Annotated in this window: 1 protein-coding gene; it reads right to left on the minus strand. The window is 69.6% G+C overall.

Going from position 1 to position 303, the window contains the following annotated elements:
* Positions 1–87 precede the first annotated feature (87 nt).
* On the minus strand, positions 88–303 hold a 216-nt coding region (locus tag PUR61_RS00295; RefSeq protein WP_329874376.1), incomplete at its 5' end, for a hypothetical protein.

Below are 303 nucleotides of genomic sequence, written 5' to 3' on the forward strand. Positions count from 1 at the left end.
GCGGGAGTGGGCCGGGCCGGTGCGGCCCGGCCCGGATGGCCCGGGCGCACCCGGTCAGTGGGGGTCGACCGTCCGCCTCCCCATCACCTAGCGGTGGGAGTCGCACAGGATGCCGGGCGGGGAGTACCCCACGAAGCTGGCCGCGCAGAACACCCACGCGCCCCCCTCCACCAACACCACGGATCCCGTGATAATCCCCGCCGCCGCCCCCCCCCACCCCCCCCACAACCACAACCCCCACCCCCCCCCACAACCACCACAACACAAACCAAAACAAAAACAAACAAACACCAACACACACCA

Source organism: Streptomyces sp. BE20, assembly GCF_036322525.1.
GTDB lineage: Bacteria > Actinomycetota > Actinomycetes > Streptomycetales > Streptomycetaceae > Kitasatospora.